This is a genomic window from Ralstonia psammae (genome assembly GCF_958405935.1).
Classification (GTDB): Bacteria; Pseudomonadota; Gammaproteobacteria; order Burkholderiales; family Burkholderiaceae; genus Ralstonia; species Ralstonia psammae.
The window spans coordinates 1-18,684 of record NZ_CATZBU010000004.1 but is presented as its reverse complement, the minus strand read 5'-3'; the positions used below and the strand labels follow the sequence as shown (position 1 = coordinate 18,684).

At 64.6% G+C, this 18,684-nt stretch carries 20 protein-coding genes; 15 read left to right on the top strand and 5 right to left on the bottom strand.

Features of this window, described 5'->3' with window-relative positions; genetic code table 11:
* Positions 1 to 3: 3 nt before the first annotated feature.
* On the bottom strand, positions 4 to 447 hold the full coding sequence (gene cynS, locus R2N16_RS09660; protein WP_316665442.1) for a cyanase: 444 nt from the start codon (positions 445 to 447) through the stop codon (positions 4 to 6).
* A gap of 299 nt (positions 448 to 746) precedes the next feature.
* Here cynS and R2N16_RS09655 point away from each other — a divergent pair, with 299 nt between their 5' ends.
* From R2N16_RS09655 to R2N16_RS09635, 5 genes are all read left to right on the top strand, one after another.
* Positions 747 to 2,102, top strand: coding sequence for a carbohydrate porin (locus R2N16_RS09655; protein WP_316665441.1), 1,356 nt, complete (start codon positions 747 to 749; stop codon positions 2,100 to 2,102).
* A gap of 30 nt (positions 2,103 to 2,132) precedes the next feature.
* A complete protein-coding gene (gene xylF, locus R2N16_RS09650) occupies positions 2,133 to 3,143 on the top strand; it encodes a D-xylose ABC transporter substrate-binding protein (protein ID WP_316665440.1) in 1,011 nt (336 codons plus the stop codon).
* 56 nt (positions 3,144 to 3,199) lie between these two features.
* A complete protein-coding gene (locus R2N16_RS09645; RefSeq protein WP_316665439.1) occupies positions 3,200 to 4,747 on the top strand; it encodes a xylose ABC transporter ATP-binding protein in 1,548 nt (515 codons plus the stop codon).
* A 6-nt stretch (positions 4,748 to 4,753) separates the two neighbouring features.
* Positions 4,754 to 5,956 carry a sugar ABC transporter permease gene (locus tag R2N16_RS09640; RefSeq protein ID WP_316665438.1) on the top strand — a complete coding sequence of 401 codons (1,203 nt, stop codon included), beginning with the start codon at positions 4,754 to 4,756 and terminating at the stop codon, positions 5,954 to 5,956.
* Between the two features lie 151 nt (positions 5,957 to 6,107).
* Positions 6,108 to 7,034, top strand: a complete 927-nt coding sequence (locus R2N16_RS09635; protein ID WP_316665437.1) for an NAD-dependent epimerase/dehydratase family protein — start codon at positions 6,108 to 6,110, stop codon at positions 7,032 to 7,034.
* Position 7,035: 1 nt separating this feature from the next.
* Here R2N16_RS09635 and R2N16_RS09630 read toward each other — a convergent pair whose 3' ends face one another.
* The gene (locus R2N16_RS09630) at positions 7,036 to 8,076 is read right to left on the bottom strand and encodes a LacI family DNA-binding transcriptional regulator (RefSeq protein WP_316665436.1); all 1,041 of its coding nucleotides are present in this window, start codon (positions 8,074 to 8,076) and stop codon (positions 7,036 to 7,038) included.
* Positions 8,077 to 8,189: 113 nt separating this feature from the next.
* Positions 8,190 to 9,083: a DMT family transporter gene (locus R2N16_RS09625; RefSeq protein ID WP_316665435.1), complete on the bottom strand. Its 894-nt coding sequence runs from the start codon at positions 9,081 to 9,083 to the stop codon at positions 8,190 to 8,192.
* Between the two features lie 98 nt (positions 9,084 to 9,181).
* Here R2N16_RS09625 and R2N16_RS09620 point away from each other — a divergent pair, with 98 nt between their 5' ends.
* Positions 9,182 to 9,997 (top strand): AraC family transcriptional regulator, encoded by an 816-nt coding sequence (locus R2N16_RS09620; RefSeq protein ID WP_316665434.1) that lies wholly within the window; start codon positions 9,182 to 9,184, stop codon positions 9,995 to 9,997.
* Positions 9,998 to 10,006: 9 nt separating this feature from the next.
* Here R2N16_RS09620 and R2N16_RS09615 read toward each other — a convergent pair whose 3' ends face one another.
* Positions 10,007 to 10,804: an SDR family NAD(P)-dependent oxidoreductase gene (locus R2N16_RS09615; RefSeq protein ID WP_316665433.1), complete on the bottom strand. Its 798-nt coding sequence runs from the start codon at positions 10,802 to 10,804 to the stop codon at positions 10,007 to 10,009.
* A gap of 145 nt (positions 10,805 to 10,949) precedes the next feature.
* Between R2N16_RS09615 and R2N16_RS09610 the strand changes: the two genes are divergently transcribed.
* From R2N16_RS09610 to R2N16_RS09600, 3 genes are all read left to right on the top strand, one after another.
* Complete coding sequence (locus tag R2N16_RS09610; protein WP_316665432.1) at positions 10,950 to 11,849, top strand: LysR family transcriptional regulator; 900 nt, start codon at positions 10,950 to 10,952, stop codon at positions 11,847 to 11,849.
* A 119-nt stretch (positions 11,850 to 11,968) separates the two neighbouring features.
* Positions 11,969 to 12,502 carry a hypothetical protein gene (locus tag R2N16_RS09605; protein WP_428984110.1) on the top strand — a complete coding sequence of 178 codons (534 nt, stop codon included), beginning with the start codon at positions 11,969 to 11,971 and terminating at the stop codon, positions 12,500 to 12,502.
* Positions 12,499 to 12,996 carry a hypothetical protein gene (locus tag R2N16_RS09600; RefSeq protein WP_316665431.1) on the top strand — a complete coding sequence of 166 codons (498 nt, stop codon included), beginning with the start codon at positions 12,499 to 12,501 and terminating at the stop codon, positions 12,994 to 12,996. Before R2N16_RS09605 ends, R2N16_RS09600 begins: the two co-directional genes overlap by 4 nt.
* A gap of 13 nt (positions 12,997 to 13,009) precedes the next feature.
* Here the strand turns inward: R2N16_RS09600 and R2N16_RS09595 are convergent, their stop codons facing one another.
* Entirely contained in the window at positions 13,010 to 13,585 is a 576-nt protein-coding gene (locus R2N16_RS09595) for a TetR/AcrR family transcriptional regulator (RefSeq protein ID WP_316665429.1), read from the bottom strand.
* 92 nt (positions 13,586 to 13,677) lie between these two features.
* Between R2N16_RS09595 and R2N16_RS09590 the strand changes: the two genes are divergently transcribed.
* The 6 genes from R2N16_RS09590 to R2N16_RS09565 form a co-directional block, all read left to right on the top strand.
* Positions 13,678 to 14,409 carry an SDR family oxidoreductase gene (locus tag R2N16_RS09590; protein ID WP_316665428.1) on the top strand — a complete coding sequence of 244 codons (732 nt, stop codon included), beginning with the start codon at positions 13,678 to 13,680 and terminating at the stop codon, positions 14,407 to 14,409.
* A gap of 47 nt (positions 14,410 to 14,456) precedes the next feature.
* Positions 14,457 to 15,044: a 2-hydroxychromene-2-carboxylate isomerase gene (locus R2N16_RS09585; protein WP_316665427.1), complete on the top strand. Its 588-nt coding sequence runs from the start codon at positions 14,457 to 14,459 to the stop codon at positions 15,042 to 15,044.
* Between the two features lie 137 nt (positions 15,045 to 15,181).
* Complete coding sequence (locus R2N16_RS09580; RefSeq protein ID WP_316665426.1) at positions 15,182 to 15,466, top strand: hypothetical protein; 285 nt, start codon at positions 15,182 to 15,184, stop codon at positions 15,464 to 15,466.
* Positions 15,463 to 15,729: a hypothetical protein gene (locus R2N16_RS09575; RefSeq protein WP_316665425.1), complete on the top strand. Its 267-nt coding sequence runs from the start codon at positions 15,463 to 15,465 to the stop codon at positions 15,727 to 15,729. The genes R2N16_RS09580 and R2N16_RS09575 overlap by 4 nt, the downstream gene beginning before the upstream one ends.
* Before the next feature lie 7 nt (positions 15,730 to 15,736).
* Positions 15,737 to 17,359, top strand: a complete 1,623-nt coding sequence (locus R2N16_RS09570) for a PepSY-associated TM helix domain-containing protein (protein WP_316665424.1) — start codon at positions 15,737 to 15,739, stop codon at positions 17,357 to 17,359.
* Positions 17,360 to 17,480: 121 nt separating this feature from the next.
* Positions 17,481 to 18,684, top strand: a 1,204-nt coding sequence (locus R2N16_RS09565; RefSeq protein WP_316665423.1) for a TonB-dependent siderophore receptor, incomplete at its 3' end; no start/stop codon positions are given.

Genomic DNA, 18,684 nt, shown 5'->3' with positions numbered 1-18,684 from the left:
GGCTCAGTAGGTCTTGTACGGCAAGAACTTGCCGCTCATCACGATGCGCACGCGATCGCCCTTCGGGTCGGGCTCGCGCGTGAGGTCCATGTTGAAGTCGATCGCGCTCATGATGCCGTCGCCAAACTCTTCGTGGATCAGCGCCTTGAACGTCGTGCCGTACACGCTGACGAGTTCGTAGAAGCGATAGATCAACGGATCAGTCGGCACCGCCGTCGGCAGAGATCCTTTGTAGGGCGGCACCTGCAATAGCGCGATCGCCTCTTCCGGCAGGTCCAGCGCCGCGCCCACGGCATGCGCCTGCGCAGCAGTCAGCGTCATCTGGCCGAGCAGCGCGGCCGTGCTCCACTCCTTGCTGTGGCCGATCACCTCGGCCAGTTGCGCCCAGCTCAATTGCTTCTTGATCTTCTGCAGGACGATCAGGTCGGTCACATCTTCGCGTTGCATATCGGCACCTCCGATGGGTTGAGAAAGCAGCGCGCAGCATGAGCAAGGTCGATGCCATGCACGCAGCGCCGCGCCCGGGGCGACGCTTGCGCCCGCTGCACACAATTTCCGCATCGCAACATGCATCCGGCAAGCCTTCCCAGGCGTTGCAGACACCCCTCGGACTAGGGCAAACCCCGAGATTGACAGCGCTGTCAATTGTGGCCATTCTTGCGTCCGTCGGCCCGCCACACTATTCAGAAGAGAACGCCGACACCGCTGTCATGCATGACAGACGGTCCAATATCAGGAGACAGTCCATGGAGCTTGAAGCCGCACGTCCGGCCGCACGTCGTCAATCCCGCAACAAGCGCTTTGGTCAACGCGTCGGCGCGTCAGCCATTGCAGCTGCCGTACTCGCGCTCGGCGCCGCCAGCGCTCACGCGTATGACGTCACCACCAGCCCCTATCTGCTGGGCGACTGGGGTGGCCTGCGCACCCGCCTGGCCGAACAGGGCGTGACCTTCAACCTCGGCTACGGCAGTGAAGTTGCGCACAACTTCAGCGGTGGCACCGAGCACCTCACGCGCTACACCGATCAATGGGTGATCGGCACGGCGCTGGACTTGCAGAAACTGTGGGGCTGGAAAGGCGGCACATTCCAGGCCACCGTCACGGATCGCAACGGCCGCAACCTCGGCTCCGATGCGAACATCGGCAACAACATGCTGATCCAGGAAGTCTATGGCCGCGGCCAGACCTGGCACCTGACGCAGTTCTGGCTGAACCAGAAGCTGCTCAACGACCGCCTGGAAATCAAGGCCGGCCGCGTTACGGTGGGCGAAGACTTCTTCTCGTTCTCGTGCGACTTCCAGAACCTGACGTTCTGCGGTTCGCAGCCGGGCAACCTGGTGGGCGGCTACTGGGTGAACTGGCCGACCAGCCAGTGGGGCGCACGCGCCAAGGTGCACACCTCGGCCGAAACCTACGCGCAGATCGGCGTGTACCAGGTCAACCCCAACTACGTGGATGACGGCTGGGCCCGCCGCAACGGCTGGAAGCTGAACAACCCCGGCGGCACCACCGGCGCGCTGATCCCGCTGGAGTTCGGCTGGATGCCCACCATCGAAGGCCGTCCGGGCACGTACCGCGCAGGCGTCTGGTACAACACCTCCAACGGCCGCGACCTGTACGAAGACGTGAACGGCAACGCGCGCGGCATCACGGGTCTGGACGCAAAGCAGCGCAACGGCCAGTACGGCGCCTACCTGAACCTGCAGCAGCAGATCACGGGCGCACCCGATGGACGCGGTGCAACGGTGTTCCTGAACTTCTCGCAAGCCGATCGCAACACCGCCCAGACCGATCACCAGATCTCGGTGGGCGTGCAGTACAAGGGACCGTTCGATCGCCTGTCCGACACCGTCGGCTTCGCAGTGGGCGCCACGCACAATAATGGCCGCTATGCCGACTTCGTCCGTCAGACGAACGCCCGCACCGGCGCCAATACCGTGGTGGGTGACGGCTACGAGTATGTGAGCGAGCTGTACTACAGCTGGTCGCCAGTGAAGTCTGTGTACTTCCGTCCTAATCTGCAGTACATCCTTCATCCGGGCGGCACTTCGCAAAACAAGAATGCCTTCGTCGTCGGCCTGAAGACCGGCGTCACGTTCTAAGCCGCATTGATGCACCACAGGAGACCTCTGATGATTTCCCGCGTACTGAACACCCTGGCCGCTGCGGCGGTCCTCACCTTCGCCGCCACGTCGGCCCACGCCAGCAAGGAAGCACCGGTGATCGGCTTCTCGATCGACGACCTGCGCGTCGAGCGCTGGACGCACGACCGCGACTACTTTGTCGAAGCGGCCAAGAAGCTGGGTGCGACCGTCAACGTGCAATCGGCCAACGCCAACGAAGCCAAGCAGATCGCCCAAATCGAAAACCTGATTGCGCAGAACGTCGACGTGCTCGTGATCGTGCCGTTCAACTCCAAGGTGCTGGGCAATGCCATCGCCAGCGCCAAGAAGAAGGGCATCAAGGTCGTGTCGTATGACCGCCTGATCCTGAACGCGGACGTGGACGGCTACGTGACGTTCGACAACGTGAAGGTGGGCGAGCTGCAGGCGCAGGGCGTGGTCAAGCTGGCACCGAAGGGCAACTACTTCCTGCTGGGCGGCGCCGCGACCGACAACAACGCGCGCCTGCTGCGCGAAGGCCAGATGAAGGTCCTCAAGCCCTACGTGGACAAGGGCGACATCAAGATCGTCGGCGAGCAGTGGACGCCGGAATGGGACCCATCCAAGGCGCAGAACATTGTTGAGAACGCACTGACCGCGAACAACAACAACATCCAGGGCATCGTCGCCTCCAACGACGGCACGGCCGGCGGCGCCATCCAGGCGCTGGCACGCCAGAAGCTCGCGGGCAAGGTGCCGGTGTCGGGCCAGGATGCCGACCTGGCCGCCGTACGCCGCGTGGCCGAAGGCACACAAGCCATGACGGTGTACAAGCCCATCAAGGAAATTGCCGGCACCGCCGCCGAGATGGCCGTCGGCTTCGTGAAGGGCACGACGCCGAAGTTCAACACCAAGCTGAACAACGGCAAGAAGGATGTCGACACGGTGCTGCTGACCCCGACGCTGCTGACCAAGGACAACCTGGATAGCACCGTCGTCAAGGACGGCTTCTATACGCATCAGCAGATCTTCGGCAAGTAAGCCGTCGATGCAGCGGTCGGTCGTCAGTGGTCAGTTGTAGTAAGTAGGAGAACGCCATGAGCAGTAACGGCACCCTGTTCGAGATGCGCAACATCGTGAAGTCGTTCTCCGGTGTGCGCGCGCTCGACGGCGTCAGCCTGGCAGTGAAGCCCGGCGAGTGCGTCGGTTTGTGCGGGGAGAACGGCGCCGGGAAATCGACCCTCATGAAGGTGCTGTCGGGGGTCTACCCCTACGGCACCTTCGAAGGCGAGATCCTGTGGGACGGTGAGCCGCTGCGCGCGCATTCCGTGCGCGACAGCGAGCGCGCTGGCATCGTCATCATCCATCAGGAACTGATGCTGGTGCAGCAGCTCTCCGTCACGGAGAACATCTTCCTCGGCAACGAGATCACCAAGCCGGGGGGCCGCATGGACTACGACGCCATGCACGCCAAGGCGGAAGAACTCCTCGCCCGCCTGCGCCTGACCGACGTGAATGTGGCCGCGCCCGTGATGAACTACGGCAGCGGCCACCAGCAGCTCTTCGAGATTGCCAAGGCGCTCGCCAAGAACGCGCGCCTGCTGATCCTGGACGAGCCGACGTCATCGCTCAGCGCCAAGGAAATCGAGGTGCTGCTGTCCATCATTGACGACCTCAAGCGCAGCGGCGTGGCGTGCGTCTACATCTCGCACAAGCTCGATGAGGTGAAGCGCGTGTGCGATACCGTCACCGTCATCCGCGACGGTAAGCACATCGGCACGCGCCCCGCCGCCGACATGACCATCGACAACATCATCACGATGATGGTCGGCCGCGAAATGACCTCGCTCTTCCCCAAGGTGGAGCACACCGTCGGCGAAGTGGTGATGGAAGCGCGCAACGTCACCTGCTGGGACGTCACCAACCCCAACCGCAAGCGGACAGACAATGTGAGCTTTGCCGTGCGCCGCGGCGAGATTCTCGGCGTTGCGGGCCTTGTGGGTGCGGGGCGTACGGAGATGGTGTCCGCGCTGTTCGGCGCCTACCCCGGCCGCTCCAGCGCAGAAATCTTCATGGACGGCCAGCCGGTCAAGGTCAACACGCCCGCACAGGCAATTGCCAACGGTATCTGCCTGGTGCCCGAAGACCGCAAGCGCCACGGCATCGTCCCGCTGATGGCCGTCGGCGAGAACATCACGCTTGCCACGCTGGCTCAATACGCGCGCGGCATGCGTGTCGACAAGGGCGCCGAACTCACCACGGTCGACCGCGAAATCAAACGCCTGCGCATCAAGACCGCCAGCCCGGCACTGCCGATTGCCAGCCTCTCCGGCGGCAACCAGCAGAAGGCCGTGGTCACGAAGATGGTGCTGGCGATGCCGAAGGTGCTCATCCTCGATGAACCCACGCGCGGTGTCGACGTCGGCTCCAAGTACGACATCTACAAGATGATTGCCGACCTGGCCGCCAGCGGCATGGCGATCATCATGGTCTCTTCCGAGATGCCGGAAATCCTGGGCATGAGCGATCGTGTCCTGGTCATCGGCGAAGGCCAGTTGCGCGGCGACTTCGTCAATCAAGGCCTGACCCAGGAGCGCATCCTGGCTGCTGCAATCAACGCTGAACCCGGCCGCCAAGCGGCTTGAATTGCCATGTCCAATATCCTGCAATCCCAACTCGCCCGCCAGAACGGTAGCGGTGGCGGCCCGCGCCTGGACGGCCGCGCCATCCAGCAATTGTTCGTGCGCTACAAGGTACTGGCCCTGCTGCTGGCCGTGGCGCTCATCTGGATCTTCTTCCAGTTCCAGACCAACGGCACGTTCCTCAAGCCCAACAGCATCTCCAACCTGTTCCTGCAGATGTCGGTGACGGGCATGCTGGCCTGCGGCATGGTGTTCGTCATCATCGCGGGGGAGATCGATCTTTCGGTCGGCTCGCTGCTCGGCTTGCTGGGCGGGCTGGTCGCCATCCTCACCGTCAACCTCGGGTGGAACACGTGGCTGGCCGTGGGCACGGTGCTCGTGGCGGGCGCGGCCATCGGCGTGGTCAACGGCTTCATCACGACCAAGCTGCGCGTGCCGTCGTTCATCGTTGGCCTGGGCGGCATGCTGGCTTTCCGCGGCTTGCTGCAGTGGAGCACGGACAGCGTGACGATCGCCCCGGTGCCCGATGACCTCGGCAACCTCGCGCAGAGCTTCGTGCCGGCGTGGCTGTCGTGGTCGCTGGCCGCCGTCATCGTTGCCGCTTCGGTTGTGCTGACCGTGCTCCGCCGTCGGGAGCGTGCTCGCCTGTCGCTCTCGCTCACGCCGATGTGGGCTGACGCGCTGAAGCTGCTGGCCATCGCTGCCGCCTCGTTTGGCTTCGTCGCGGTGCTCAACGACGCCAGCGGCGTGCCGCTGCCGGTGCTGATCCTGCTGGTGCTGCTGGCCGTCTTCTCGTACGTCGCTACGCAAACCGTGTTCGGCCGTCACGTCTATGCAGTGGGCGGCAACATGGAGGCCACGCGCCTGTCCGGCGTGAACGTTGGCCGCGTCAAGCTGCTGGTGTTCGTGCTGATGGGACTGATGTGCGCGTTCGCGGGCATCATCACCACCGCGCGTTCAGCGGCAGGTTCGCCCTCCGCCGGTGTGGGCGGCGAACTGGATGCCATCTCCGCCTGCTTCATCGGCGGCACGTCGATGCGCGGGGGCTCAGGCACCGTGTACGGTGCACTGATCGGCGCACTCGTCATGGCGAGCCTCGACAACGGCATGCAGCAGATGAACGTCGACGCCTCGTGGCAGATGATCGTCAAAGGCGTGGTGCTGGTGGTCGCGGTGCTGATCGACGTGCTGTCGGGCTCGAATCGCGGCTAACGTCCGCGGCTGACGTCGGCAGACGCCACATAACTCCAGGGCCCGTGCCGGGCCCTTTCCTGATCTGGAACGACACGGCGGCGCCATGGTGTTGCAGCGCCAGCCGCCGGTCGCCCCATTCTTTTCCTCATCCCGAACGGAATCCGACATCGTGGCTGACTACCAAACCCCTGCTCGCGTTCTTGTGACCGGCGTAGCCGGCAACCTGGGCCGCAAGGTCGTCGAGGCACTCGCCTCTGCCCCGTGGTGTACATCCATCATCGGCGTCGACTGGGTTGCACAGAACGTTGAGTTTTCGCCGCAAGCGGCCCAGCGTTTCCAATGGGTCAAGGCCGACCTCACACAAGCCGATGGCGCATGGACCGATCTGCTGAGCAACGTCGATGCCGTCATCCACTTGGCCGCTATCCACTCCACGCCGGACGCCACCTGGGAGCAAGCACTGGCCTCTTACGGCATGACGCTCAACGTGCTGCAAGCCGCGGCCACCAACGGCGTGCGGCGCTTCGTGTTCGCCTCGTCCAACCATGCGATGGGCGCGTACAAGGACCAACCCCTGGCCGTCACCATCGGCCCCGGCAAACTCACCGCCGAGTTGCCCCCTGCCCCCGGCACACGCTGGAATAACGGCACCGAAGACGTCTACTCGCTCGCTTACGGGACGTCCAAGGCAATGGGCGAACGGCTATGCAAAGCAACGGCAGCGGTGTCCGCGGCCGCAGGCGGAAAACTGTCGATCGTGTCGCTGCGCATCGGCTGGGCACTGCCCGACGAGAACGACCCCAACGACATCAACTACTCCGGCACCGCTGACACGCCCGTCCCCACCGAACTGCCCGATGAAGCCAGCCGCATCGCGCTGCGCTGGTTCCGCAACATGTGGCTGTCGAACGAGGATTTGCGCCGGCTGTTCCTCTGCTCCATCACAGCCGACCCGGCGCGCTGGCCCGCACCGGCCATCGTCGTGAATGGCGTGTCGAACAACCGCGGAATGGATTGGGGCCTGGAGACGGGTCGCGAGTTGATTGGTTATGACCCGCAGGATGATTTGTATGCGTTGATCAGGCAGCCCGCCTAACTCAACGCACCGGCGGGCAAGTCGATTCCCGAATCACCAACTCATACTGCAAATTTTCGTGCACGGAGTGCGGCTTCAGCCCCGGCAGATGCGGGCGATGAATGGCGACGAGCTGTTCCACTGCGGCATGTGCCATTGCCTGGATCGGCTGGCGCACGGTGGTCAGGGCCGGCCAGAGCTGGCGTGAGAGCGGCGTGTCGTCGTAACCGCAAATGGAAAGTTCTTCCGGCACCTTGATGCCGCGTGCCTGCGCGACGCGCAGCACACCGGCGGCCATGTCGTCGTTGCCGGCAAAGATGGCGGTGGGGCGCGGCTCGCAAGACAGCAGCCGTTCAGCGCAGGCCACGCCGGATTCGAACGAGTGCTCGCCCTGCTCCACCAGGCGTTCGTCGATTTCGATGCCGGCTTGCGCCATCGCATCGCGATAACCGAACACGCGCTGGTACGCGGCGCCGTGGTCTGGATCGCAGACCACAAAGCCGATACGGCGGTGGCCGAGCCCGATCAGGTGCAGCGTCATGTCGCGTGCGGCGGCGCGGTCTTCGGTGTTGACGGATAACCCCTTGTGCTCGCGATCGGCCGGCGCCAGGCGTACGTAGTCAATGCCGGCGTCATCCAGGGCCGTGATCAGCGATGGCACGTCCGACACCGGCGGCGTCAGGATGATGCCGGCCAGTGCACGCTGGCGCGCACTCTGGATGATCTGCTCGGCGAGATTCGGGTCGCGGTAGTTGCAGGGAGTGAGCAGGAGGCTGTAGTCGAGTGCCTGGCAGGCTTCGAGCGCGCCGTGCTGAATGTTGACGATGTAGTTGTCGGAGGGGTTGTCGTAGACCAGCGCGATGATATCGGCGCGCTTGCTGGCCAGGCGCCGCGCCGCCGGGTTGGGCCGGTAATCGAGCGTCTGCATCGCCTCGACCACCTTCGCACGCGTCTTCTCGCTGATGTTGGGCTCGTGGTTCAGCACGCGCGAGACGGTCTTGATGGACACGCCCGCATGCGCGGCAACATCATCGACGGTGACAGCTCCGGCGTTGCGCTTCATGGTCTGATGATGGTCTGGCGAGAGTGGTTCTGGAACACGGAACGGGCGCCGTCACGCGCCCGCCAACGTGTTCGATTTTACCGCCAACCCCCACGCCGCGCGGCCGAAAAAAACTAACGGGCGCTCAATCCCGAACGGCCAATCGGCAGCCGAACGATGCCTTGCGCCAGGCTCACGCCCAGCAGGACGAGGCCGCCGCCGATCCAGTGATAGCCGTGCACCGTCTCTCCCAGCATCACCGCCGCCATACCCGCCGTAAAGACCGGCATCAGGTTCATCAACACCGCCGTGCGTTCGCTGCCGATGCGCTTCAGCCCCTGCATCCACAGATACGACGCGACGATCGACGAGGCGATGCCCGCAAATACCACCAGCCCGATGCCCTTGGCAGGCACAACCAGGGTGTGCGCCGTCATGGCCACCGGCACGAGCATCACGACGGCCAGCAGCACCTGCACGTAGAGGTTGATCCACTGCCCGAACGGCAGCGCCCAGCGGCGATAGAGGATGTTGTACAGCGCGTATGCAGTGGCGCCGGCAAGCACCAGCACGTCGCCGTGGTTGATGCCGCCATCGAACAGGTTGGCGGGCACTCCGCGCCCCAGCAGGTACAGCACGCCCAAGAGCGATACCACCACGCCCGTCACCGCCTGCGCCCCGACCGGTTGCCGAAACACCGCCACGTTCAGAATCAGCCCCAGCATCGGGATCAACGCCCCGATCACGCCCATGTTGGTCGCGCTCGTGCTATGTGCGGCGTAATACGCCAGGCACTGGTACATCACCATGCCGAGCAGCGCGAGCACCGCAAAGCGCCCCCACTGCGCTAGCACAGCCTGACGCTGACGCCACAGCGGCCGCGCACAGAACGGCGTGAGCACGATGGCCGCCAGCAACCACCGGTAGAACGAAATGGCCGCCGGGTCCACCACACCCGCCGCGGCTTTCGACACGATTGTGTTGGCGGCCCAGATCAGCACCGCCAGCAAGGGATACAGCACAGGCACGACGGCCTCCTCGAGCAATGGAAGGAGGCAGTGTAGTAATGTCTGGTTCAAAACATATACTTCAAACCGGACAACATCACCGCTCGAAAGCGACAACCATGGCCGACACCATGTACACCGCCTACCGCGAAGCCGATCTGCGAGTGCCCGAGGGTGCCCCGTTCTACTTTCGCTACGACCATTTCGAGCCCGAAACCGATATCGAGCCGCACACGCACCCGTGGGGCCAGATCAACCGCATCAGCCTGGGGTTGATGGAGGTGGTGGTCGATGGCCGCCGCCTGACGGCGCCTGCCGAATACGTGATCTGGGTGCCGGCCCACCAGCCGCATTCGGCATCGATTCGGCAGGCAACGGACTTCCTCTCGCTGTACATGGCCGAACCGCTTGCGCAGCGGCTGCCGCCCATGGCCTGCCTGATTCCGCAGACGCCGCTGGTGCGCGCGCTCTTCGAAGACTTCGCCACCCGCCGCGTCACCGCCATGGCTGACGCGTGGGACTTGCGCCAGTTCGAGTTGCTGGTGGAAACGTTGGTGCGCGCCGGCCATACCGACAGCTACCTGCCCGACAGCACCGATCGCCAGCTTGAGCCCATCCTGCACGCCATCCGCCTGGACCCTGCCGACATCACCACGCTGCAGCAATGGGCCGAACGCGTGCACAGCACCGAACGCACACTCGCGCGACGTTTCCAGACCGAACTCGGCATGAGCTTCGTGCAATGGCGCAACCGCGTGCGCCTGCTGCGGGCGCTGGTGTGGCTCAAGGAAGATCGATCGGTGCAGGACATTGCACTCGCGCTCGGCTATGGAACACCGTCGGCGTTCATTGCGATGTTCCGCAAGCAGGTTGGGTTTTCGCCGGAGCGCTATCGTCGGCAGATGTGCGGCGAGAGCGAACGCCCCGCCGCATAGGCACCCGCATCAAGCGACCGAGTAGCCGCCATCCGCCACCAGCGCGTGGCCCGACACAAAACTCGCATCGTCCGAAGCCAGGAAGGCCACGATGGTTGCCATCTCCTGTGCACTGCCGACCCGGCCGGCCGGTGTGCCCGCGGCAAAGTCATACATTGCCTGTGCCGACGGCCAGATGCCGCGATGGTGGAACGGCGTCTCGATCAGCCCCGGCGCCAGCGCATTGACGCGCACGCCGCGGCGGAACCATTCGATCGATGCCGTCTTCGTCATGCCGATCACCGCGTGCTTGGTGCCGATGTAAAGGCCCGCATTCTCAAAGCCGATCACACCGCCCATCGACGCGTTGTTGATGATGCTGCCCCCGCCTTGGCGCAGCATCACTTCCGCCTCGTATTTCATCGAATGGAAGACGCCACGCACGTTGGGGTCGAACACCTTGTCGTAGGTGACGTTGGTCTGCTCGGTGAGCGGTGCGAACACGCCCTCGGTGCCGGCGTTGTTGAAGGCGATGTCCACGCGCCCGTAGGTGGCGACGGTAAAGTCGACCATCTTGCGGATGTCGTCTTCGCGCGTGACATCGGCTTCAACGGCGGCTGCCTCGCCGCCTTGCGCACGGATGGCCTCGACCAGCGCGTCGAGTTCCGGCTTGCGCCGTGCCGCCACGACCACCTTGGCGCCGCGCCGGGCCAGTTCAAGCGCGGATGCGTGCCCGATGCCCGAACTGGCGCCCGTCACGAGCGCAACCTTGTCTTTGAGCTGTGCGGATTGCGTGGATTGCGTGTTGATTTGCGTTGCTGCGTTCATTGCCGGCTCCTTGCCGTAGGTCTGTGATCTGGCGCTCGGTTCATCCGCGCTGCCAGGCTTGGAGCCAAGTATGGGTAGGCCAACACGACAAATAAATGGAATAATCCGGCAAACAAAATTCCCATTTCTGGAATACAACAACGCCATGCAAGACCGCCTCGAACTGCTGCGCATCTTCACTGCGGCCGCCGGCGCGCCGACGTTCCGCGAGGCGGCTGCACGGCTGGGCGTATCGCCGCAGGCCGTCACGCGGGCGGTGCGCGAGCTGGAGGACACGCTGGGCGAGACGCTCTTTCATCGCAACACGCGCAGCGTGCAGATCACCCGCTACGGGCAAGACCTTGCCGCGCAGGCCCAGGCCGCATTGCAGACTGTCGATGGCCTGTTCGACCGTTCCTCCGCCAAGGCGACGGAGGCGAGCGGCATCGTACGTGTCACGGCGGCTGCGCACATGGGGCGCACCTATGTCATGCCCGTGCTGACGGCACTGATGCAGCAACACCCGGGCCTTGTCGCAGACCTTCGCCTGTCGGACGCGCCTTCCGCCGTGGTGGATGAGCAGATCGACGTGGGGGTACGCATTGGCTTCATCGGGGACAACCGCTTCGTGGCGCGCTCGGCCGGTAGCGTAGCGCTGTGGGTGGTGGCTGCGCCCGCGCTACTTGCCCGCGTGGGCGAACCCAGGACGCTCGATGCGCTGCTGGAGCTGCCCGTCACCACACTCATCAACCGCAGCGACGGCCGCGCCTGGCCGTGGGCATTCCGCGACGACACCCAGCTCCAGCCTCACCGCACCGTCTTCGTGACGGATGACCCGGAAACTGAGATACAGGCGGCCTGTGCGGGCCTCGGCTTCACGCAGACCACGGAGTACCTGGCTGGCCCGCAGGTGGAGCGCGGCGAACTGGTACGCGTGCTGCGGCGGTTCGAACCCGCACCTTGGACACTCCACGTCTATCGCCCCCAGCGAGGGCCGGTGCCAACGCGGGTGCGGGTGGTGTTCGACGCATTGGCCACGCAGCTAAAGGCGCTCTGCGCTGGCTGAACATGTGCGACGGCGCGCCGCAGCAACTCAAAACAATTGTGAGAAACCGCGCCGCATCGCCGTTTGCGGGCTGCTGTGTCCTTTAGAATGCGCTCTGTTGCAGATTGGAAAGTCCACCTATGCGCACACCACGGTTCGCATCTGCCCGCATGCTGGGCAGCGCGCTCGTCCTGAGCATGTTGGCACTCAGCGGCTGCAGTTCGCTGATGTCGGAAGGCACGACCACCGCGGCCGGTATCGGCGGTGCGGCCCTTGCCGCCAAGGTGACCGACAACGCCGCGGTGGCCACCGGCATCGGCTTGGGCGTACAGGCCGGCGCACGGGCCGCGTTGCAGCACAGCCAGCGCGTCATCCACACCGAAACACAAGACCACATCGCGCAGATCGCCGGGGCGCTGGTCGACAACACCGTCGGCAACTGGCAGATCAAGCACCGCATCCCCTTGGAGCCCGACGAACACGGCCGCGTGGTGGTCACGCGTTCGATCAACGGGCCGCTCGTCAATTGCAAGGAAATCCTCTTTACCGTGGACGGAATGGAAGACGGCGCAGCGAAGGTCGACTTCTTCGTCGCGTCGATCTGCCATGACGGCAAGCAATGGAAGTGGGCGACGGCAGAACCGGCCACGGCGCGATGGGGATCGCTGCAATGAGCCGCACACGCTGGCTTGTCGCAGCGTGTGCGGGCCTGATGGCTGGCTGCTCGTCGGTCGGCCCGTTGACCGGCGCCGCAGCGGGCGTGGCCACCGGCACCGTCACAGGCAACCCGGCGGTGGCCTATGGCGTGGCGGTATCGGTCAACGCCGCGACCGATGCGTCCATCAAATACGCAACGCGCAAATGGGCCGCCAGCGAGCAGGATGCGCTGGCCATGGCCGTCGGGCGGTTGAGTGACAGCACGCCTTCGCTCAACTGGTCGCTCGAGCGCATGATGGGCTTGACCAAGGCGCACGGCCAGGTTGTGCTGGTACGCACGTTCACGACACCGCTGGCCACCTGCCGCGAAGCCGTCCTTACCGTTCTGGAAGCCAAGTCACCCAAAAACGCACCCGGGGCTGGCTACACGATCTACGCGTGCCAGAACGGCAACACATGGCAATGGGCCAACGCCGAGCCCGCCGTGCCGCGCTGGGGCAATCTGCAGTAGCGCGCATCGTGCGTTAGGACTTGGCGACGAGGCGCGTCACCGCGTCCTGCAGAAACCGCTTACTCGCCTCGACAATCATGCGCTGCATGGCCTCGTCGGGCATGGCCCGCGCGATATGGATGGCGCCCACCAACTGCGCAATCATCGCCCACGCGGCATCGTCGTCACCCAGGCGCTGCGCGAGGATCGCGTGTCCTTTGCGCATTTCCTCCTGATACAGCTCGCGGACGGAGGCATCGGCGCGCGCAATCTCCGCGGCAAGGCCGGGCACGGCGCAGCCTGCTTCGGGATGCTTCACGTGAGCCAGGCACAGGTAGCGGTCAAGCTCGAAGCGCAGCCAATCGTCTGCCGTGTCGTGCGGATTGCCGGCCCACATCTCGCGGCTGGCGGCCAGTTCTGCCTCGATCAGCGCCTTGAGCCAATCGGATTTGGAGCCGAAGTGGCTGTAGAACGCGCCGCTGGTCATGCCGGCCGCCTGCGCGAGCGCATCCACACCGGTCGCAGCAAAGCCGTTCACCTTCACCTTGCGTGCGGTGGCTTTCAGCAACTCCTTGCGCTTGTCTTCCTTGTGACCCGGCTGGTATCGCATCTTTCCCCCCCGCACTTTCCGGCTTGACACTATGCAACCAGTAGCATAAGTTTGTTTTCCGTAACGATCGTTATTCTATAAACGAGGTGGACATGGAGACAAGCAACAAGGCAGCCCTCGTCATCGGGGCGGGAGACGCCACGGGCGGGGCCATCGCCAGGCGCTTTGCGCGCGAGGGCTACGTCGCCTGCGTGACGCGCCGCTCAGCCGACAAGCTGCAACCGCTGGTGGAGGCGATTCGCGCGGAAGGCGGGCAGGCGCACGGCTTTGCATCCGACGCGCGCAAGGAAGACGACGTCATCAAGCTGGTCGACGACATCGAGCGCGACGTCGGCCCCATCGAGGTGATGGTCTTCAACATTGGCGCCAACGTGCCAAGCAGCATCCTGGAAGAGACCGCGCGCAAGTACTTCAAGATCTGGGAGATGGCGTGTTTCTCGGGCTTCCTGGCGGGGCGCGAAGTGGCCAAGCGCATGGTCACGCGCGGGCGCGGCACGATCCTTTTCACAGGCGCGACGGCTGGCATGCGCGGCGCAGCCAACTTTGCGGCATTCGCGGGCGCCAAGCACGCGCTGCGGGCGCTGGCGCAGAGCATGGCGCGCGAACTTGGGCCCAAGGGGATACACGTGGCGCATGTGGTGGTCGACGGCGCCATCGACACCGCATTCATCCGCGAGAACTTTCCCGAGCGCTACGTCCTGAAAGAGCAGGACGGCATCCTCAACCCCGAGCACATCGCCGAGAACTACTGGTATCTGCACACGCAGCCGCGCGACGCGTGGACGCACGAACTCGACCTACGGCCGTGGATCGAGCCCTGGTAGGAACCGGTTGACGTTCCAAGCCCATCACAACACCAGGAGACACACGCATGAAGCAGGTCGAATTCTTCTTCGATGTGGGCAGCCCTTACAGCTACCTCGCGTATCACCAGTTGCCAAAGATCGCGCAAGCCAAGGGCGCGGAGATAGTCTGGCGCCCGATGTTGCTGGGCGGCGTATTCCAGGCCACAGGCAACAGCAGCCCGGCGACGATTCCCGCCAAGGGCCGCTACTCCAACATCGATCTGGAACGCTGGGCAACACACTTTGGCGTGCCGATCCAGCACAACCCGCACTTCCCCATCAACACGCTGCAATTGATGCGCGGTGCGGTCGGTATGCAGCTGCGCAGCGATGCGGAATTCCACCGCTACCTCGCAGCCATCTTCAGCGCGATGTTCGAGCATCCGCGCAATCTCGGCGATCTGCAGGAACTGGCCGCGGTATTGGAGGCGGCAGGCATCTCCCCCGCGCTGATGCTGGAGCTGGTGCAGGACGACCGCATCAAGCAGACGCTGCGCAACACGACCGAAGAGGCCGTGGCGCGCGGCGTATTTGGTGCGCCCACATTCTTTGTCGGCGACGAGATGTTCTGGGGGCAGGATCGGCTGCACTTTGTCGAGGCAGCACTGTCCTGACAATTGGGCATGCGGTGGCGACGAGTGCCGGCGCATGCTCATTCCATCGCCCTTCCCTTACGAAGCAACCTGCCTCGGCTTGTTTATTTTAATGCGAATCATTATCATTTGTATTATTAATTAAATTGAAGGCTGCCATGCACGGTATTGCCCTCCTGCTCGGGCTGCTGGCGGCGGGCTGCCTGTATGCGGCCGCGCCCAATCAAGTACTGCTCGCGCCAGCCTCGCCCCTGCGCGGGCGCGTGCTGTGCAGCGCGGCCGTTGCGCTGTCGGTCATTGCCGTGGTGCTGTGGAGCGACGTGCTGGGCTGGGCGGGAGCCGTAATCGCGGTGGCGCTGGTGGTAACGGGTGCCTTGTCCCTGTGGCCCATGCTGGGCGCGTGGACCCAACAACGGCGTGCAGGCAGCGAGGCGCGGTCATGAACGGCATGGGCACCAAATGGTTGGCCGGCACGGTGCTGGGACTGCCGCTGTCGATCGCCCTGTGCACGCTGGCGATCCTGTGGCTGCCGCACGGCTGGGAAACCGGTGTCATCGGGGCGTTGCTCGCCTGCCTGCCGCTGTGGGCCGTGATCATCAGCCTGAGCGTGCTGTTTCCCACCAGCGCCCGTGCGTGGACCGTGCTGGCGGCTGCCAACGTGCTGTCGTTCGGCGTGCTGTGGCTGCCGCGCCTGATGGTGGCCTGACCTTGCCATGAAATCGACGACCTTACGTCTGTATCAGACGCTGCATACCTGGGTGGGCCTGATGGCCGGCTGGGCGCTGTTCATCGCTTTCTTTGCGGGCGCGCTGACGGTGTTCCATGAAGAGTTGCACGCGTGGCAGAACCCGCTCCGCGCCAACCATGCCGCCGTTGCCACCAAGCCGGCCGACATCGATCACTTCGTGAACACGCTGGTGCGCACGCATCCGGCTGCTGCCGCGAGCGCGTACGTCATCTTCCCCAACGAGGGCGAGCCGGAGTTCTCCGCGTATTGGCAGAACAACAAGGGCGACTGGCAGATGACGACCGGCAGTAGGCTGGCCGCCGGCAAGACCTCGCCGAAAGACCTGTCGATCGAGCCATCGAAGGGCGAACTGGCCAATTTCCTTAACCGGCTGCACTACTCGCTGGGACTGGAAGAGCCGGGCATGTACTTCATGGGCGGGATCTCTGTGCTGTACGGCGTGGCGCTCATCTCGGGCGTGCTGCTGCACCTGCCGCGCCTGAAGAAGGATCTGCTTGCCGTGCGGCCGGGGCGCAACCTCAAGCGCTTCTGGATGGACATGCACAACGTGTTGGGACTGTTCAGCCTGCCCTTCCACCTGATCTTTGCGATCACCGCGCCGGTGCTGTGTCTGGGCATCGTGCTGATGAGCGTGTTCAACACGGTGGCGCTCAACGGCAAGCTGTTCGATGCGGTGCCGCGCGTGACCACGGCGGCCGGCACGGTGGTTGCCGCCCACCGCGCCGCGCCGATGTTGCCGGCCGAGCAACTGCTTGAGCGCGCCCGCGAAGTGGCCGACCCGAACTTCACTGCCAAGTCGATCCACTATCAGCACATTGGCGATGCGAACGCAGTGGCGGAAGTACGCGGCAGCAGCACGCGAGCGGTGGGCGACTACGGTTCGGTGGCGATTCGCGCGGCTGCCAACCAGCCCAACAGCGGCAAGCTCGTCGGCAACCAGACGCCCAATGCGCGCGACACCAACCATGCCATCTACAGCCTGGTCTACGGCCTGCACTTCGGCACCTACGGCGACATCGTCTTGCGACTCGTGTATCTGGTGATGGGGCTGGCCGGCGCGTTCGTCTTCTATTCGGGCAACCTGCTGTGGATCGAATCGCGCCGCAAGCAACGCAAGGCCGAGCAGCCGCGCCTGCATCAACTGCTGGCGCGCGCCACGGTTGGCGTGTGCATCGGGTGCTGCGTCGGCGTGATGGCGGCGTTCCCAGCGGCGCTGCTGTGGCCCGAGCGTTCAGCCGGTGTGACGTACTACACCGTGTTCTTCGCGGCGATCGCCTGGGCGATGCTGCGGCCGCCCGCACGCGGCGCCGTTGAACTGCTGAGCGCTGCCGCCCTCGCAGCGGTGCTCGCCCCCATCACCAATGCTGTCGTCACCGGCGACCACCTGCTGCGCGCGATGGCGCGCAGCGACTGGATGGTGGCCGGTTTCGACCTGGGCGCACTGGCGCTCGCGTGCGGCTTTGCCGGCCTCGCGCGTGCGACGCTGCGCCGGGCGCGCCACGGTGCGCCTGATTCCGTCTGGGCCATGCCGGTGCGTGAATCGCGCGCCGGCAAAGACCTGCACCCGAGCGTCGCCGCAGAGCAATAGCTCCACACGCGCCGCTCCAAGAAACCACAACCAACCCGCACAGGACTGCGCGCTTGCCGCCCGCCGGCACGCGCGGGACTGCGCACGCCTGTACACAACATTGACCCAGGGGAGCTTGATCATGCGAGCCGCTGCTTTACCACCCGCTTTACGCCGTTCTACCGTCTGCGTTCGCCCAACACCGCTGGTGCGCCGGCTCGCACTGGCAGCCGCCGCCATGGGTGCTGGCGCATCGGCGCTGGCACAGCAGACCACCACGGAGGTCGACCTGCCCGCCACGCAAGTCAGCGCAGCCAAACCTGCCGCCTATGGTGCAAAGCAGGCCAGCACCGGCGCGCTGGGTGACAAGCCCCTGCTCGACACGCCGTTCACGATCAACGTCGCCACGCAGGAGCTGATCCAGAACCGCCAGGCGCAGACCATCGGCGAGGTGTTCAAGGGCGATCCGGCAGTCACGGCCAACAACGACGGCTACATCGGCGAGGCATCGAACATCACCATTCGCGGCCTGCAGCTCGACCTGCTGGAGGGCTATAAGGTCGACGGCTTGGCCGTACCCAACTGGGGCAGCGACGTGCCGCTCGAACACTTCGAGCGCGTGGAACTGCTCAAGGGTCTGTCGGGTTTCATGTATGGCTTCGGCACGCCGGGCGGCATTGCCAACTTTGTGACCAAGCGCCCGAGCAATACCTTTGGCGGCAGCGCCACGTTCGGCTATACCAGCGGCGGCACGCTCAAGGAATCGGTGGATGTGGGCGGCCGCCTCGGCCCAACCAAGGCGTTGGGCGCGCGCCTGGGTGTGGTGCACGAAGAAGGCGACACCTTTGTCGACGGCGGCCATATCAAGCGCGACTCCGCATCGCTGGCGCTCGATGCGCGCATCACGCCGGATCTGCAGTGGTCGTTTGATGGCCTGTACATGCAACGCAACGTGCAGGGCGCGTACTACGGCATCATCCCGGGCCAGGACTTTGGCGTGCCGGTGACAGAGTTCGTGCGCACGCCGCGCGCCATTGACGGCAGCCAGCGTGTGTCGTCGCGCGGCTCGTATTACGAAACCGAGATCAAATCCATCGGCACCGAACTGAGCTGGGCCGCCACGCCCGACTGGAACGTACGCGCCGCCTACCGCTACACGCAGCAGAACCGGGGCAATGCCGACAGCGCGATCCAGCTGATCGACAACGCGGGCAACTTCACCGAGTTGCAGTACGGCTCGTACCAGCGCTACCAGGGCGGATTCAACCGGTCGTCGCAACACCGTTATAGAGAAGGTGTTTATGGGACGACCAGCGGGGTGGATGCAGAAGTTGACGGGGCGAGGA